The sequence below is a fragment of the Desulfobacter sp. genome, assembly GCA_028768545.1.
Taxonomy (GTDB): Bacteria; Desulfobacterota; Desulfobacteria; order Desulfobacterales; family Desulfobacteraceae; genus Desulfobacter.
Genome location: CP054838.1, coordinates 1288815 through 1305116, shown reverse-complemented (window position 1 = coordinate 1305116; position 16302 = coordinate 1288815). Strand labels below are relative to the sequence as shown.

Here is a 16302-nt window from a genome sequence, read left to right as displayed (position 1 = left end):
AACCCTTAAATTTCAACCCCTTTTGCCAATTCCGCCCAAACCCGGTCCTGGCAGAAACAAAATTTTTCCCACCCGGCCGTTTTAGGGGTTGGAACCATGGCGATCCTCCCCGGCAGATGCCGACGGGTTTGAGAGTTGTGAAAGATTTTTTTTAGTGTACAACAACCCCATTGCAAATAACCTGTTGATTTTCCCCTTAATAAGGAGATTCCATGAAGCAGCTCGCAAAAGTTCTTTTCTTTTTTATCCTCTTTGTTTTTGGACTTGGTATTCTTGCTACAGGCGGGGCCTGGATCTATCTTGACCATCTTCAGCCCAAAATCCAGGGCAGTCTGAACATCACAAAAATCACTCAGCAGACCGCCATTGTCCGGGACCAATGGGGGGTGCCCCATATCACGGCCCAAAACGGCAAAGATGCCTATTTTGCCCTGGGCCTGACCCTGGCCCAGGACCGGCTCTTTCAAATGGAACTCCAACGCCGGCTGGCCAAGGGGGAACTGGCTGAAATCCTGGGCCCCAAACTTGTGGATGTAGATAAAAAGTTTCGCACCCTGATGCTCAAACACAGGGCCCAGGACTATCTGGAAAAAGAAGACCTGATCAATGCCGAGGCCCTGGCCTTTCTGGATGCCTTTCTGGACGGGGTGAATCATTGTATCGCCACCCAGCCCCTGCCCGTGGAGTATACCCTGCTGGGATTTACCCCTGCCCCCTTTACACGGAAAGATTGCATTGCCGTCATGGGATATGTGGCCTATTCCTTTGCCGACGGCATCAAGCGAGATTCTCTGTACACCATTCTCGAACCCTTTTTAACCCGGGCGGATCTTGACCTGATCTTTCCTGCCTATACCCTGAACAACCACACCACGGTGATGAACCCCCAGGGGATCGGCAAAGAGGCCCTGGCCGTTGCATCAACAAAAAAATCCCCAAATATCCTTGGATCAGTCCATGGCAAGAAGGCCCATGAATTTACCGGATTTACACGGGCATACCAGCGGCTGCTGGACCAGACCGCAAAAATTTTCCCGCCCTTTACCGGAAGCAACTCCTGGGTATTGGGACCTGGAAAAACCAAAAGCGGCCATGCGATTCTGGCCAATGATCCCCATATCGGCATTGCCAATCCAGGGGTCTGGTATGAGGCCCATCTCTCATACCCGGGATATGAAAACTACGGGTATCATTTACCTCTCATGCCCTTTCCCATGCTGGCCCACAACACCACCAAGGCCTGGGCCATCACCATGTTTGAAAACGACGATCTTGACCTTTACGCAGAGACCTTTCATCCGGAGAAAAAAGATGAGGTCAAGTTCAAGGGCCAGTGGGTAAAAATCAAAACCCTTAAAGAAGAGATCAAGGTCAAAGGGGAAAACAATGTGATCCTGACCATCCGGATCACCCCCCACGGCCCGGTGATTTCAGATTTTTTAACAGGATACACAGGCCGTCCTGTCTCTGTCTCCTGGGTATACCATAAGCTGGACAACCCCATACTGGATGTGGTCTATGGCATGGGCAAGGCTGAAAACATGGACCAGTTTAGAACTGCACTCTCAAAACTGGCCGCCCCGGGTCTTAATATCTCCTATATAGATCATAGCGGCAATATCGGGTGGTGGGCGGCAGGCCGGGTGCCCATCCGGGCGGGGCAGGTGAGCGGAAAAAAAATCCACAACGGGGGGTCTGGCGCAGAAGAATGGTCAGGCTATCTTCCCTTTGAAAAAAATCCCCAGATGGAAAACCCTGAGAATTCAATGATTATCACGGCCAACAATTTGCCCACAATGATCCCCATCGATCCCATTGGGGTGCTCACAAGATATTTCAGGCCCTCTGACCGGGCCGCCCGGATCCATGAGCTTCTCTCCAAAGAGGAAAAATGGGATATGGAAGGCCTTAAAAAAATCCAGGTTCAATCCAGGGATGCTTTGATTGTTGCGGGCTTTAAAGCCGGGGTAAAAGAACTTTGCGACAGGTACGGAACAGACCAGAGCCAATGGACCTGGGGATCGGTTCACACCATCAAATTTGTCCATGCCATGGGCCGGAAAAAACCCTTGAACAGATTGTTCAATGTGGGTCCCTTTGCCAGCCCTTCTGAATTCACCTCGGTAAACAAGCTCAAGTCAAAAACCGGCAGCCACGATTACAAGGTGGCCTCCCTGCCCTCCACCCGGAGGCTCATAGACTGCAACGATCCTGACAATTCCTGGTCCATTATACCCACAGGCAATTCAGGCAACTTCATGAGCCCTTTTTATGATGACCAGGCCCAAATGTTCATCACGGGGACGTACAGAAAAATTCTCTATGCAAAGGAGCAGTTCAGCCAAACGCCCTCTTATGAACTGATTTTAAACCCTGAACAAGCCGCTGAAAAATAGCCGTATGATCACACCATCAAACAAAGGCATCAAAAGATGACAGACCCGTCTTTTTACCGCCGCATCCGGCCAGAAAACCTGCCCATGCCCGACCATCATATCATGGGACTAATCGAGTATACCCTAAGAGAGGATGCCCGGATTGACACCTTAACCCGGCTGGTATCAACCAACCCCTCTTTAACGGTTCAGCTCCTGGGCATTGTCAATTCCGCTTTTTTCGGATTTTCCAGGCAGATTCATACCATTTCCGAAGCCCTGGTGGTCCTGGGCATGGAACAGATCCAAAGCCTAGTGCTCTGCTTTGCGGTCAAGGAAAGCCTTTCAAGATTTTCCATCCCCCAATTGGACATGGATGCCTTTTGGGGAGATTCAGTCCGCCGGGGGGTGGCAGCCCGGGAACTTGCAAAAATGGTAAACGGACCTGTGGAAGAGGCCTTTTCCGCGGGCATGCTCCAGGATATCGGACTCTTGGTCCTCTTTTACATGGACCCTGAAAAGGCCGACCGATGGCCCCTTTTAAGGCCCAATCTGCCCGAAGACCGCAGGGCCATGGAAGAGGCCTTGTTTAAAGTTACCCACGATCATATGGGCGGGCTTCTGGCCAGAAAATGGGGGCTGCCCAAATCCTATGCCCGGGCCATTTCAGCCCACCACCGGTTTGAAAAACCAAGTCGGGAAAATATGCTGCCGGCCCTGATCCATCTGGCAGATCTGTGCAATGCAGTCTATACCTGTCATGACAAAGCAGGAGCCCTGAAGCTGCTTGAAAAAAGGTCCAAACTCTTTTTTAAACTCTCGGACGAACAGATCCAAACCCTGCTCTCCTCTCTGCCCGAACAGGTCCGTCAGGCCACCGGCCCTTTAAAGATCAAACCCACAAGCCATGATGATTTCAACCAGATCATGAACCAGGCAAACCAGAAACTGGTAGAGGACAATCTCACCTACCGGGAGCTGACCTGGAAACTCCAGAACTCTTTAAGTCAAAGGGATGAATATGCCGGCCGCCTGGAAGCCGAGCTTGGGAAGGCCAGGGAAATTCAGAAAAGCCTTCAGCCGGATCTTAAAAAATTTTCCAATATCAATGCCTTTAATATCCCGGCCTATCACCTTTCCGGTGATTTTTATGATTGTTTTTTTCTCCCTTCAGGCGCCATTGGCTTCTGCATCGGAGATGTCTCGGGAAAAGGCACGGCCGCAGCCCTGCTCATGGCAAAGGCCATCTCCCTTTTCAGCTGTCTGTGCAAGGTAGGGGATGATATCAGCCGGGTGGTGGAAATGATGAATGCAGAACTTTATGAAACCGCTGTCCAGGGGATGTTTGTCACCTTTGCAGGCGGCTGGTTTGATCCTGTCACCCATGAGGTTCACCTCATCAATATGGGCCACTTGCCGCCCTTGATCATGGGCCCTGAAAAAATCATTCAGGTCAAGCCCTGCGGCCCGCCACTGGGGGTGATGCCCAATGTTTCATCTCCCCGAATAAACACCATCCCCATGGGCCACAGCCGGCTGTTCCTATACACGGACGGATTCACAGACGGACGGCTGAAAAATGATCCCCCAGACCAAGGGCTTCTGGGATTTAAGGGATTTTTAAACTGGCTGGTCCAGTCCAGGCAGATGTCCGTTCATGAGCAGGTTCAATGGATCAAGGATCAATGCATCCAGAGGCTGGCCGCCCAGGCCGACGACCTCACCCTGATGATATTGTCCGGAGAATCTGTCCCCCTCTAACCACGGTTGGTTCAAAAAACCGAACCGACCATGAATTTAAAATATGGTTGATCCTATCAAATTATCCAGGCCTTTCCGAAAATTTAAGATCTTTTTTTTTACTTGCCCCAAACCAGGGCGTCCCTCTCCGGTCAAAAAGCTAAAATAAAGCTATAAATCAGCTTTTTGTAATTAAAAATATGGACGTTTATATCTTTCAAGAGCCTTTTAAACCGGGCATAGTTGATCGATCAACCAATTTTTTCCCTATTTTTTCCTGTCCCCCTTTTTTTTCCCTTGACAGGGAATCAGGCTTGGATACCATAGGGTAGAAACCCTATCTTATTTATAGTTATATTGTAACTATTATTAGATTATCTTCCGGAGGATACCCATGAAAAGAACAATGCGCTCTCTTTTGTTGATTACAGCCATAGGCCTGCTTTTTACGCCGAACATCTGGGCCCAAACCCAGCTGAGCTATGCTAACTTTTTCCCCCCCACCCATATCCAGAGTCAGCTGGCAGAATCCTGGTGCAAAGAGGTTAAAAAACGAACAAATGAAGAAGTTAACATTGATTACTTTCCTGCCGGCACCTTGACCAAAGCCCCCCAGACCTATGATGGGGTGGTCAACGGTATTGCAGATATCGGCATGACCGTCCTGGCCTACTCCAGGGGACGGTTTCCCGTGGCCTCGGCCATTGATCTGCCCATGGGCTATACTTCGGGCGTCCAGGCGACAGCCCTGGCCAATGCCGTGCTCAAGGAATTTTCTCCCAAAGAGTTCAAAGATACCCAGATCATGTTTCTCCATGCCCATGGGCCGGGACTTATCCACACCCGGGACAAAGGGGTAAACACTCTTGAGGATCTCAAAGGGCTGAAACTTCGGGGAACCGGCACCAGCGGACTGGTACAGGCAGCTCTCGGGGCGTCTCCTGTGGGGAAAAGCATGAGGGAATGCTACCAGATGCTTCAAAAAGGGGTGGTGGACGGATCTTCCCATCCCATGGAATCCAACAAGGGATGGAAACTCGGAGAGGTGGTCCACTACATGGTCCAAAACTATTCCACCGCCTATACCACAACCTTTGCCGTGTTCATGAACAAGGACAAATGGGCTAAACTGACCCCGGAACAGCAGAAAATCATCCTGGAAATCAACGCTGAATGGGCAGGCAAACACGGGCGGGCCTGGGATGAATCAGATCAAAAAGGACTGGCTTTTTTCAAGGAAAAAGGGGGCAAGGTCATTGCCCAGTCCGAGACTGAATCCCAAAAATGGCGTACCGCGGCTGCCCCTGTCATTGACAAGTATATTAAAACCGCTGCCAAAAAAGGGCTGGACGGAAAAGTCATTGTGGACTTTATCAAAACGAACATGTAAGTTCATATTTCAGTTAACTTAAACAAACGGGTCCGGCAGGCGTAGATTTCAGCCTGGCGGACCCATTGACTTTATAAATAGACCATCAATGAAAACGAAAATATCCATACTCGACCGCCTCTCTCTCTGGCTTCAATACCTGGGCGCTGCCGCCCTCACCGCCATGATGCTGCTCACCGTGGCAGATGTGGTGGGCCGTTTTTTCAAACATCCCATTTTCGGCTCAGTGGAACTGGTCGGCTTTTTAGCCGTAATTGTCATGGCAGCGGCCCTGCCCTATACCTATAAAATGGACGGCCATGTGGGCGTGGAAATTGTCACAAGGCTTTTGCCCAAAAACATCCGGCAAGGTCTTGAAATCATCACCCGGACCTTAAGCTTTATCCTGTTCAGCGTTATTGCCTGGCAGATGTTCTTGTATGCCGGGGATATACGGGACACAGGAGAAGTCTCCATGAACCTGGAATTTCCCATCCACTATATTGTCTCTATTCTGGCCGCAGGACTTGCGGTTTTTGCTGTGATCATAGGACAGCGGATCATTGACACCATGAAGCAAAAAAAGGAATCCTGATGAGCCCTGTCCTCGCCGGAATTTGCGGCATTATGATCATGCTTTTCATGTTCATGACAAGAATGCCTGTGGCCTTTGTCATGGCATTGGTAGGGGTGGCGGGTTTTTCCCTGATGATTTCCCCCTCTGCCGCCCTGGTCCTATTGTCCAGAAATGTTTATGAAACCTTTTCATCCTATGATTTGACCACCATCCCCTTGTTCATTCTCATGGGGCAGCTGGGGTTTAATTCAGGGATTTCCAAACGCCTCTACGATGCCGGGTATAAATTTTTAGGCCACATCCGGGGAGGACTTGCCATGGCAACGGTATCTGCCTGCACCGCCTTTGGAGCGGTCTGCGGATCAAGTCCTGCCACCGCCGCCACCATGGCCACGGTGGGCCTGCCGGAAATGAAGCGGTTCAACTATGATGATGAACTTTCCACAGGGGCAGTGGCTTCAGGCGGCGGCATCGGCATGATCATGCCCCCTTCCGTGGTCTTGATCATCTACGGCATCCTCACCGAGCAGTCCATTGGCCAGCTCTTTGTGGCCGGCATTTTCCCGGCCCTGCTGGTCACCCTTCTCTTTATCGTATCCATCTATATCCGGTGCCAAATGTCTCCTGAACAGGGGCCTGCAGGAGAAAAATTCTCCTGGGCACAACGATTCAAGGCCCTGTTAGGGCTTGGCGAAACCCTGGCCATATTCGGACTCGTGGTGGGCGGGATCTTCTACGGGCTGTTCACCCCCACAGAAGCTGCTGCAGTCGGGGCTTTCGGGGTGCTCGTCATTGCCGTGGCAAGACGACAGATCTCATGGCAGGGCTTTGTCAACTCGCTGATGGAAACCCTGAGGACCTCGTGCATGGTCCTCATGCTCATTACCGGGGCTGTTATTTTTGGAAAATTTCTAGCGGTCACACGAATCCCCTTTGAAATCGCCTCCTGGGTCGGAGGGCTTGACATGCCCCCCATCCTGGTCATGGGCGTGATTATTCTCATCTATTTTCTCGGGGGCTGCTTCATGGATGCCCTGGCCTTTGTCACCCTGACCGTGCCCATATTTTTCCCCGTGGTCACGGCCCTGGGGTATGATCCGATCTGGTTCGGGATTATCATTGTCATGGTCACGGAAATGGGAGTCATTACCCCGCCTGTGGGCATCAATGTCTATGTGGTTTACGGGGTGGCCAAAACGGTATTGAAAAAACAAGTCCCCCTGGAAAAAATATTCAAGGGTATTACCCCTTTTCTGGTTGCCGTGATGGCAGGCGTGGTCATCCTCATGCTCTGCCCCTGGATTATCCTGTTTTTGCCCAATCTCATGTATTAAGATTCTTTCCAATCATTGTCTTCTGGCTTGATCTCTTGGTTGCAGGCAAATTTGACCCCTTGAATTCAAGATATACCCTGCGCATGGCCTTTTGTCTTAATATGGGCCTTAAAGACTTTAAAGAGTGGTATTCGGGGATGCCCTTGATTGAAACATTTACGGAATTGAGGCCGGAAACGACGGCAATTTGATACCCTAAAACGTCCACCGCCCCCCTTAAAATGCCTTAGGGACGCCTAATCTATGATGAAAATATAGCGGTTTTCATAAACACCTTCCGTTTGAACCATGTCAAAAGGCAGTGTTCTATCGATTCTTTTGACCTCAATGGAAATTTAGTTTGAGAACCGCTATCCTCATTATCTTCCCGCTCCATCCATTTTAATCTGCTTTATACTCCAAATCTGCAAACCCAGGGGGTATTCCTTTTTACGGTTTCATAAATCACCCTTCTTTAATCGGAATCTCATTGGTTAAATTAAGTCTCTATGATAAGGGTAATTTGAACAGAGAGGATAATTTATTTATGGTGATATCATAGATACAAAATTCACAAAGCTGTACTTTCGGCAATTTCGATCGCTTTTAATCTGTGTATTCATGCTTGTTGCACTCGTTCCCCTGGTCTCTTTCGGGTATATAGGAATCTCCCAGGGCAAACAAATGATCGAGGAAAAAGCCGCCTTATATTTAATGAATTTATCAAAGCGAAACGCAGAATCCATCCGGCAGTTCATGATAGAACGGGTCAATGATATGAATCTGCTCTGCAGTATTTTAGACATTTCAGACTCAAATTTTGAGCATCATATCAATCAGTTGAAAAACGATCCCCACAGACCCTATATTGATTTTTTTATTTTAAGCCAGTCCAAAAGACTGATTTTCAGTTCAAAGGGAAAATCCATTGATCCCAAGATCCTGAAAAAAGCCACCGAACCCGGGTTGTCATGGAAGGGGGTTCAGGCAGGTACACTTTTTTTACTTGCAGACAAGGACCAGCTGAATCCCGTATTGATTCTATCCAAAAAGCTCACAAACCAGAATGAAGATGACCCTAAATATTTGTACACCATGGTTGATTTCAGGTTCATCGATGTCCTGTTAAAAGAAAATAACATAGAGGATACAGGGGAAGTTTATCTGGTCAACAAGGGAGGCTGGTTTTTATCCGCCTCCCGATTCGGGGCCAAAGCCCTTCAAACTAAAATTTCAATCCAGACGCCGGTATTGAACACCCTGTTACCTGCCCGCCAATCCATTGATTACCGAGGGAAAACCGTTTTGCAGTCACAACAAAACATACCGCCTTTCAACTGGATTGTCTTTGCTGACCAGGATATGGTTGAGATATTAAACCGGATTAAAGCCCTTGAAAAAAAAGCCCTGATTTATGCCGCCATCACCGGATGTGTTGTCTTTCTTTTGGCTTTTTTTATATCAGCGGTCATCGCAAACATGGTCAAGGAAAAATATCAGCGCGAAAAAGAGATGGAATTTCAAGTCATTCAAAAAGAAAAGCTCGCCTCATTGGGGCTGCTGACCTCCGGACTTGCCCACGAATTAAATACGCCTCTGGCAAATGCCCTGCTTTATACTCAAATTGCACTTGAAGAACTGGCGGATAAGGATCTCAATCGAAACAGCATCGGCCAGCACCTGTCAACCGTGATTGATGAGGTTAAACAGGGAAGCAATGTTATCAAAAATCTAATGTACTTTTCAAGACACACCCACAGTGATTCTAAGACCGTTGACTGTAATCGTTTGTTGACTAAACTGATGGAAATTACCATTCCCCACTGCAATTCAAAAAAAATAGACGTAAAACTTGAGTTGGAAAAAAATATACCGGATGTCGTTGCCCATGCCAGTACCGTGCAATCCATACTGACCAACCTGGTCGCAAATGCTGTTGAGGCCATGCCCGACGGGGGCAGCCTTATATTGAAAACTCATTTTGTCCGGGTATTGAAAATGGTTAAAATTGAAGTAAACGATTCGGGCAGCGGGATTTCAAAACAGGCCATTTCAAACATATTCACCCCTTTCTATTCAACTAAAAAGCCGGGCGAGGGAACCGGGTTAGGGCTGTTTATCAGTTATGAAATGGCCAAAAAATTAGGCGGAGATTTAAGAGTGGTCAGTGCAACCTCCAATAACTCAAAACAGTCGGGGACAAGTTTTACCCTTGAACTGCCCATAGAGGATTAACGAGACCATGCGTAGGTTCAAAATTTTAATCGTTGAAGATGATCTTAACCTGAACAGGGGATTGGTGCATGTCATCAAAAAACAGGGATATGAAGCCTTTTCCGCAGCGTCCGGGGAAGATGCCCTTCAATGTATAAAAGCAAGGTCATTTGACCCGATTATTTCCGACTTTAAGTTGCCCGGCATTGACGGCAAACAGGTTTTAAAAGCGGCAAAAAAATATGATCCAAACATCATGTTTATCATGATAACAGCATACGGGACCGTTGATACTGCCGTATCTGCAATGAAAGAAGGGGCGGAAGAGTATATTATGAAGCCCTTTGATATGGAAGAGTTCAAGCGGGTCGTAAAAAAAACCTTGGAAAAAAAAGCCCTGCTTGTGGACAATACCCGCTCAAAAATTCGTCTGAAAAACGAGTATACCTTTGAGAGCATCATTGGAACCAGCCCTTCCATGGCAGATTTGTTTAAGACCATTCACCATGTAAAAGACTCCCGAACAACGGTGTTGATCTGTGGAGAAACCGGGACCGGAAAAGACCTGGTCGCAAGGGCCATACACCATAATGGCAACCGGGCGTCAAAACCATACATACCGGTCAATTGTGCGGCCCTCAATGAAAACCTGATGTCCAGCGAACTCTTTGGCCACCGAAAAGGGGCCTATACCGGGGCGGTCTCGGATAAGCAGGGGGTTTTTGAAGCGGCTGATGGGGGAACCCTGTTTCTGGATGAAATTGGTGATATTGGCAAAGGCTTGCAGCAGGCGCTGCTAAGAGCCATTGAAACCGGAGAAATCCAGCCGGTGGGATCGTTTAAAAGAAAAAATGTCAGGGTCCGGATTATCGCTGCGACAAACAGAAATCTTGAGGATCTGGTTGAAAAAAAAGACTTTAGAGAAGACCTGTATTACAGACTCAACGTTGTCACCATTCATTTACCGCCATTACGTGAGCGCGCAGATGACATCGGCCTGCTGGCCTTCCATTTTTTAAAACAATATTCAGCTCAAAATAAAAAACAAATTGATAAGATATCTTCAGATGCCCTAAAACTGCTGGAAAATTATCATTGGCCCGGCAATGTAAGAGAACTTGAAAATATCATTGAACGGGCAACTCTGTTCGAAGAAGATTCCATTCTCTCCGTTCAAAGCCTTCCGGGCATTCTAAAACAAACCGTCTCCAATACCCCCCGCCGGAATATTAACTCCCTGGACCACATGAGCAAGAACCATATTCAGGAGGTATTGGAAACCACCGGGGGCAATAAAACCAAGGCCTCTAAAATTTTGGGTATCAATCGTTCCACCCTATACCGGATCATGAAACGCTTTAAAATTTAAACCGTCCCAAGTCTCTTGTTTCAACTGATGCAATCTGCATCCTTGTTGCATTTTGCAACGTCCTGATCCGGACACACCCTCCGTACCTTCTTTAAAACAAACCATGATTTCAAGCAGTTACCCTTTCTTTATCTTTGGTACAGGGATTGCTCTTTATCTTAGACAAAAATCCGGAGACATGACCCATATAAGGATTAGGTCACAGGTGCAGCCCAGGCAAAAAAAAACAGAAAAACAAGATATGGGTTTATTAAAACCAACTTGAAGGAATAATGAAAGATGACATCTTTGGAAATCTGATGGATTGGGGCGGTGCATTAGACAAACTGCAAAATTTGAAAGAGGGGGGAACCTTAGACAATCATCAAGATGAACTGATCCGGCTACTTCGCTTTGACGGAAACTGGCGGTTGAGAGAAGCGGCGGTTGAAGCCTCATCAGCCTTGACAGCCCCGAGTGTTGATACGGCAAAACAACTGGTTGAACTGATCAAACGAACAGATCTCTACTATAATGTCAGAATAATGGCCGTAGAGGCCTTGTCCACCCTTGTACCCGTTGTCACGGACAACAGCGGTGGCAATAGCGAGCTTGTCCGGGTCTTTGTCAAGGAGGCAAACCATGAAGTGACAACCCTGCTTTCTTCTCCGGAGCCGCCAATTTTCCATGCTGCTCTGGAGCTTGCCCTGGTGCAAATTCAAAAGGTTGCAGCCGTTGCCTGACCCGCACCAGGATAAAATAAGAATAGACAAGAATATTGGTGCCGGGCCTGGGTTTGTTCATATCTGCTCCGCAACAAAGAGGAGTACAGCAGGTCCGGCACCCAAATTTAAAAATCAGGGAATGACAAAAACATCTCATAAAAATTGGAGAGCATAGAATGATCATAGGTATTCCAAAAGAAATAATGAAAAATGAGAACAGGGTCGCAGCATTGCCGGAAACCGTGGAAAAGTTCAAAACACTCGGGTTTGATGTCATGGTTGAAACCTGTGCCGGAGAGGGTGCCTTTGCAAGTGATGATCAATATTCGGCATCAGGGGCCACCATTGCCAGGGATGCAGCAGAGGTATTTGGCAGCTCTGATATTATTTTAAAGGTCAAAGAACCCCTCTTTAACGAGGCCTTCAATACACACGAAATCGATATGCTCAAACCAGATCAGATCCTGGTTACATTTTTGCACCCGGCAGCACCGTCCAATCACAATGATGTCAAAAAAATGATGGAAAAAAAGATCACCGCATTTACCATGGACGGCATTCCCAGAATTTCACGGGCACAACGGATGGACCCGTTGACCTCCATGAGTGCCATCACAGGGTATAAAGCCATTATCATGGCCGCTGCCCACTTTCCCAAATTTATCCCCATGATCGGGACATCCATTGGCATGATCAAGCCGGCCAATATTATGGTTGTGGGTACAGGTGTTGTGGGGCTGCAGGCCATTGCCACCGGCAAACGCCTGGGCGGGGCTGTCAAAGCCGTGGATATCCGCCCTGACGCAAAAAAAGAGGCTGAAAGCTTAGGGGTCAAGGTTACAGGGTTTGATGTGCCGCCCGAAGTGACCATTGGAGACGGCGGATATGCCAAAGCATTGTCCAATGAGTGGCTTGAAAAGGAACGTGAGTATCTGGCCCCCCAGGTGGCCCAATCGGATATTATTATTTTAAGCGCATTGGTGCCCGGCGAAGTGGCCCCGCATTTGATCACCAAAGAGATGGTTGAATCCATGAAACCCGGATCGGTCATTATTGATGTTTCCATAGACCAGGGGGGAAATTGTGAAATGACCTCTCCCGGAAAGGAAATAAATCATCAGGGCACCTATATCTGGGGCATTAAAAACATCCCCGGCTCTCTGCCGATCCATTCTTCATGGCTGTATGCCAACAACCTTTGCAAAGACAGCAGCTCAAAAGAGTTTGACATGAACGATGAAATCGTCAGCAAATCTCTTGTGACCCACAAGGGAAAACTGTACCACCAGGGCACCCTCAAGGCCATAAATCTTAGCGACCAATAAAATTTCGGGAGACGACCATGGCAAATATTGTTTTAGTCACAGGTGTTTTTATCTTTTCGTTCATCATGGGATACGTGTTGATTTCCAAGATTCCATCCTTGCTTCACACCCCGCTCATGTCCATGACCAATGCCATATCTGCGGTCACCATTTTAGGCTGCCTGGTTCTTTTTTCAGTTGAATCCACCCCCTTTGAACAAATCATTGGAGGGATTGCCTTGATAATGGCCAGCTTTAATCTTATCGGCGGTTTTACCATCACCGGCAGAATGTTGAGGATGTTCAAGAATAAAAACGCAGGGGAGGGCCAATAATGGGGGTAAGAATATTAAACCAGGGGCTGGATTTTTTTATTCTCGGCCTGATCTTTTGGGGCATCTGGATGTTCAGACACCCGGATCGGGCCAAACGGGGAAATATGATTGCAGCGATTGCCATGGTCATGGCCGCAGGCATTGTCCTGTTCAGACCCCCCCCCTGCCATCCGTACGTTCTGTCAGGAGCGCTGTTGATCGGGTCCCTGGCAGGGGTGTGGGTGGTCTCCCGGATCAATATGCTTCAAATTCCGTCAATGGTGGCATTCCAAAACGGTGCAGGCGGGTTTGCCTCTTTTTTAATTGCCTTTGTCCAACTGACAAGGGGGGCGGGCAACCTTTCCATTGTCAATAAAATATCCGGGCTGCTCGGGTTGGCCATGGGGGCATTCACCCTTTCGGGCTCAATCATTGCCGCAGGCAAGCTTGCCAACCGATTAAACCAGCCCCCTGTGGAACTTAAACACCACACCCTCATCCTCGGTTCCCTCTTTTTGATGGTAACCTTCCTGATATCGATTGGATTGGCCGCCTCTCTGGCGTTACCCCTGGCCATCTGCATCTGGGTTGCCATTATCCTTGCCTCAACCGTATTCGGTATTTTGTTTGCCATTCGTGTGGGCGGTGCAGATATGCCGGTGCTCATATCCTTTCTCAATGCAACCACCGGTCTTGCCGCGGCCCTTTGCGGCATGGTTCTGTGTAATAAATTATTGATTTCCTGTGGTGCGGCAGTGGCAGCCTCAGGTTCCGTTCTGACCCATGTGATGTGCCAGGCAATGAACAGATCCCTTTACAGGGTCTTTGTGCCCCTGGCAAAAACAAGGGACCTGGACCCGGACAAAACCAACAAATCACAGCCAGACCCGGAAACAACTCAGCCGAGCCCGGAAAAACCAAACCCGATCAAAGATATGGCCGAAAAAATCCTCAATGCAAAAAAACAGTCATCGTCCCCGGATACGGCATGGCAGTGGCCCAGGCACAATTTGAACAGGGCTCACGCATATAAATATTGTAAAGTGCCTATAGTTTTGATTAGTTCAAGTATCATCCAAACATAACTTCCTCCAGATATTTGATATCCATAGCAGCATTCAACCTTTTGGTTTTTACACTCCCTTTAAATGTCTTATTGTTCCGTAATAAATTTAATGCAATGTGCCGAATCGCTGCAAAATTATCAGGAGAGTTCCCCTTTCTGACTCTGCTTTCGTCTTGAGGGCGTTCAAAATTCTGTGTCAGTTGAATCAAAGCTGATATACTCAGCTAAATAAGGAGAACTGACATGACCGAAGACAACACCGAATTTGATTTTCAAAAAGCTCTTAAAGGTATTCAGGAAGGTAAACCCTTCACAGGTAAGGGCGGCGTCCTTACATCATTAATCAAAAATCTTGCGGAAGCTGCTCTTGAAGGAGAGTTGGAGTCCCATCTCGGACAGGAAATTTCTGCCAACCGCCGTAATGGAAAAAGCAGAAAGACCATTAAGTCCCTGGATGGTAAATTTGAGCTAAAAACCCCGCGTGATCGGAACGGAACCTTCTCTCCACAAATCGTCAAAAAACACCAAACAACGCTCAGCGATGAAATTGAAAGAAAGATAATAGCCCTTTACGGCCTGGGCATGAGCTATAATGACATGGCTGCCCATTTACAGGAAATCTATGGACTTGAGATTTCAAATGCCACCCTTAGCGCTATTACCGATAAAATTATTCATACCGTTAAAGAATGGCAGGCCAGGCCGTTGGAAAATGTGTACCCAATCGTATGGCTTGATGCCATACATTATAAAGTACGAGAAAACGGAAAGGTCGGCAGCAAAGCCGTTTACACAATTCTTGGGGTGAATATCGAGGGCCGCAAAGAGGTTCTTGGGCTGTACATATCCGAGAATGAGGGTGCGAACTTCTGGCTGCAGGTGTTAACAGACCTTTCAAACCGAGGGGTAAAAGATATCCTGATTGCCTGTGTTGATGGTCTGAAAGGTTTTCCCGAGGCCATTGAGACCATATTCCCGGACACAGAAGTTCAACTCTGCGTAGTCCACCAGATCCGAAATTCATTGAAATACGTTGGTTCCAAAAATAAAAAGGAATTTATGGCAGATCTAAAACGTGTTTATAAAGCGGTTAATAAGGATCTGGCCGAAGAAGAACTGGATATTTTGGAAAACAAATGGAATGACAAATACCCGATTGTGATAAAATCCTGGCGGAACAACTGGGAGCGCCTCAGTCATTTCTTTAAATATCCAGAAGAGATCCGACGGATAATATACACCACAAATACCATTGAGGCTGTGCATCGACAGTTTCGAAAACTGACCAAAACAAAGGGATCGTTTCCTAACCAGGACAGCCTGTTAAAGCTGCTTTACATGGGGATCCAGAACGCCAGTAAGAAATGGACAATGCCGGTTCAAAACTGGTCACTGACAATTTCCCAGTTGGCAATTTTCTTTGAAGGCCGGCTGGATAAAGAGCTGGGAATTTGATAGGGATTTATTTACAGATGGAAAAGATGGTTCCAGGAACTCCGCTCCAGCAAAAGCCAACTCCTCCGACGTGGCAGATTGAAGGCCCATTCTCGGACCTGGCTTTTACTTCCGCTGGTGCCGAGACAGATCCGGGAACCGAAACCGTGACACAGAATTCTGAACATTCCTTTCGTCTTCACGGAACGCAATATCCAATGCACTGAATTTTCAATTCCCCAATGCCTCCTGACAGCATTACCAAAAATATTGGGGTCGCTATCCAGGCTCGATATATAATATCGCTTTTCATGACTGATCTGGCCGTCCATTTCCCGGGTGGATTCAATCATTCCAATACTTTTCAAACCTTTCCAACTTTTTTTATCTTCAAACCAATCAATATCAGAGGTTATCACAGCCCTGCGCGTTTCGACTCGACCGTGCCCTCCGTCAACACTGGTCTGTTCATTAAACTGGTACCCCTGATTTTTCATTTCTTCCATTTTATTGCAGTAGTGTC

The 16302-nt window shown here is 47.7% G+C and carries 14 protein-coding genes; 12 read left to right on the top strand and 2 right to left on the bottom strand.

Translation table 11 applies throughout. The features are described from left to right. Positions 1-212 precede the first annotated feature (212 nt). The 10 genes from HUN05_06285 to HUN05_06240 all read left to right on the top strand — a co-directional run bounded on the left by HUN05_06285 (position 213) and on the right by HUN05_06240 (position 13300). Complete coding sequence (locus HUN05_06285; protein WDP84805.1) at positions 213-2396, top strand: penicillin acylase family protein; 2184 nt, start codon at positions 213-215, stop codon at positions 2394-2396. 36 nt (positions 2397-2432) lie between these two features. After that, positions 2433-4136, top strand: coding sequence for an HDOD domain-containing protein (locus tag HUN05_06280; protein WDP84804.1), 1704 nt, complete (start codon positions 2433-2435; stop codon positions 4134-4136). A 373-nt stretch (positions 4137-4509) separates the two neighbouring features. Then, positions 4510-5505, top strand: coding sequence for a TRAP transporter substrate-binding protein (locus tag HUN05_06275; protein ID WDP84803.1), 996 nt, complete (start codon positions 4510-4512; stop codon positions 5503-5505). 88 nt (positions 5506-5593) lie between these two features. Continuing rightward, the gene (locus HUN05_06270; GenBank protein ID WDP84802.1) at positions 5594-6079 is read left to right on the top strand and encodes a TRAP transporter small permease; all 486 of its coding nucleotides are present in this window, start codon (positions 5594-5596) and stop codon (positions 6077-6079) included. After that, on the top strand, positions 6079-7395 hold the full coding sequence (locus HUN05_06265) for a TRAP transporter large permease (GenBank protein WDP84801.1): 1317 nt from the start codon (positions 6079-6081) through the stop codon (positions 7393-7395). Before HUN05_06270 ends, HUN05_06265 begins: the two co-directional genes overlap by 1 nt. Before the next feature lie 600 nt (positions 7396-7995). Next, positions 7996-9609, top strand: a complete 1614-nt coding sequence (locus tag HUN05_06260) for a histidine kinase (protein ID WDP84800.1) — start codon at positions 7996-7998, stop codon at positions 9607-9609. A gap of 7 nt (positions 9610-9616) precedes the next feature. Beyond that, entirely contained in the window at positions 9617-10957 is a 1341-nt protein-coding gene (locus HUN05_06255) for a sigma-54-dependent Fis family transcriptional regulator (GenBank protein WDP84799.1), read from the top strand. Positions 10958-11229: 272 nt separating this feature from the next. Continuing rightward, positions 11230-11679, top strand: coding sequence for a hypothetical protein (locus tag HUN05_06250; protein WDP84798.1), 450 nt, complete (start codon positions 11230-11232; stop codon positions 11677-11679). 158 nt (positions 11680-11837) lie between these two features. Continuing rightward, a complete protein-coding gene (locus HUN05_06245) occupies positions 11838-12986 on the top strand; it encodes an NAD(P) transhydrogenase subunit alpha (protein WDP84797.1) in 1149 nt (382 codons plus the stop codon). Between the two features lie 17 nt (positions 12987-13003). Then, positions 13004-13300: an NAD(P) transhydrogenase subunit alpha gene (locus tag HUN05_06240; GenBank protein WDP84796.1), complete on the top strand. Its 297-nt coding sequence runs from the start codon at positions 13004-13006 to the stop codon at positions 13298-13300. Between the two features lie 244 nt (positions 13301-13544). On the opposite strand, the gene HUN05_06235 is transcribed toward HUN05_06240, so the two are convergent. Then, positions 13545-13946, bottom strand: coding sequence for a hypothetical protein (locus HUN05_06235; protein WDP84795.1), 402 nt, complete (start codon positions 13944-13946; stop codon positions 13545-13547). A gap of 123 nt (positions 13947-14069) precedes the next feature. On the opposite strand from HUN05_06235, the gene HUN05_06230 reads away from it, so the two are divergent. Further along, positions 14070-14312 carry an NAD(P)(+) transhydrogenase (Re/Si-specific) subunit beta gene (locus HUN05_06230; protein ID WDP84794.1) on the top strand — a complete coding sequence of 81 codons (243 nt, stop codon included), beginning with the start codon at positions 14070-14072 and terminating at the stop codon, positions 14310-14312. Between the two features lie 276 nt (positions 14313-14588). Continuing rightward, on the top strand, positions 14589-15800 hold the full coding sequence (locus HUN05_06225; GenBank protein ID WDP84793.1) for an IS256 family transposase: 1212 nt from the start codon (positions 14589-14591) through the stop codon (positions 15798-15800). Positions 15801-15811: 11 nt separating this feature from the next. On the opposite strand, the gene HUN05_06220 is transcribed toward HUN05_06225, so the two are convergent. Next, positions 15812-16276, bottom strand: coding sequence for an ISAs1 family transposase (locus tag HUN05_06220; GenBank protein ID WDP84792.1), 465 nt, complete (start codon positions 16274-16276; stop codon positions 15812-15814). Between the last annotated feature and the right edge of the window lie 26 nt (positions 16277-16302).

What these genes read in the sequence shown, in the direction of transcription:
- HUN05_06260 (WDP84800.1), top strand. Translation starts at nt 7,996, where the DNA reads ATGCTTGTTGCACTCGTTCCCCTGGTCTCTTTCGGGTATATAGGAATC.
- HUN05_06270 (WDP84802.1), top strand. Translation starts at nt 5,594, where the DNA reads ATGAAAACGAAAATATCCATACTCGACCGCCTCTCTCTCTGGCTTCAA.
- HUN05_06255 (WDP84799.1), top strand. Translation starts at nt 9,617, where the DNA reads ATGCGTAGGTTCAAAATTTTAATCGTTGAAGATGATCTTAACCTGAAC.
- HUN05_06220 (WDP84792.1), bottom strand. Translation starts at nt 16,276, where the DNA reads ATGAAAAATCAGGGGTACCAGTTTAATGAACAGACCAGTGTTGACGGA.
- HUN05_06235 (WDP84795.1), bottom strand. Translation starts at nt 13,946, where the DNA reads ATGAGCACCGGCATATCTGCACCGCCCACACGAATGGCAAACAAAATA.
- HUN05_06275 (WDP84803.1), top strand. Translation starts at nt 4,510, where the DNA reads ATGAAAAGAACAATGCGCTCTCTTTTGTTGATTACAGCCATAGGCCTG.
- HUN05_06280 (WDP84804.1), top strand. Translation starts at nt 2,433, where the DNA reads ATGACAGACCCGTCTTTTTACCGCCGCATCCGGCCAGAAAACCTGCCC.
- HUN05_06225 (WDP84793.1), top strand. Translation starts at nt 14,589, where the DNA reads ATGACCGAAGACAACACCGAATTTGATTTTCAAAAAGCTCTTAAAGGT.
- HUN05_06285 (WDP84805.1), top strand. Translation starts at nt 213, where the DNA reads ATGAAGCAGCTCGCAAAAGTTCTTTTCTTTTTTATCCTCTTTGTTTTT.
- HUN05_06265 (WDP84801.1), top strand. Translation starts at nt 6,079, where the DNA reads ATGAGCCCTGTCCTCGCCGGAATTTGCGGCATTATGATCATGCTTTTC.
- HUN05_06245 (WDP84797.1), top strand. Translation starts at nt 11,838, where the DNA reads ATGATCATAGGTATTCCAAAAGAAATAATGAAAAATGAGAACAGGGTC.
- HUN05_06250 (WDP84798.1), top strand. Translation starts at nt 11,230, where the DNA reads ATGAAAGATGACATCTTTGGAAATCTGATGGATTGGGGCGGTGCATTA.
- HUN05_06240 (WDP84796.1), top strand. Translation starts at nt 13,004, where the DNA reads ATGGCAAATATTGTTTTAGTCACAGGTGTTTTTATCTTTTCGTTCATC.